At 31.0% G+C, this 481-nt stretch carries 1 protein-coding gene; it reads right to left on the bottom strand.

The genetic code is table 11. From position 1 onward, the window contains the following. The coding region (locus C1G53_RS06350; protein ID WP_105118128.1) for an isoprenylcysteine carboxylmethyltransferase family protein at positions 1 to 373 on the bottom strand (373 nt) is incomplete at its 3' end. Positions 374 to 481: the final 108 nt, after the last annotated feature.

The following is a 481-nucleotide window of genomic DNA, read 5'->3' as shown; positions in this document are numbered from 1 at the left end:
TAATATTTAGGAAATAGTTAGGATGCTTTACAACACGAAACAACCAATGATCAACAAAACGATGATCTTTTACCAACATGAGCTTAACTGTCCAAATATCACCTAACAATCGTGTTACCCAAAATAACATTCCCATTGAAAACAGCAAGAATATCAAACCTAAGCTACTAAGCGTATCAAACTTGGTGTGTCGCACTACTGCTTCAACCAAACATGATAAATAAAATAGAATATGTACAATTGTTAATAATTTAGTATTTTGAACACCAAATTCTGAACCGCCGTTTTTCAAAATCCGTTTTTCGTTTTTAATTGAAATCTTCAAAAAATAGATTCTCACCAAAAAAACACAAATAACCAAAAAAACAATCATAAATCCCTCCTGTATTTTAACAGATTTTATCAAACACATCCATTATACAAAGTTAGACTGTCGCCATTCTATTCCTCTCCTGTTTTTTTTCTATTTTCCATTTGAGAC

The organism is Streptococcus suis, assembly GCF_002960445.1.
GTDB classification, from domain to species: Bacteria; Bacillota; Bacilli; order Lactobacillales; family Streptococcaceae; genus Streptococcus; species Streptococcus hyiners.
This window is presented reverse-complemented; position numbering and strand designations above follow the sequence as displayed.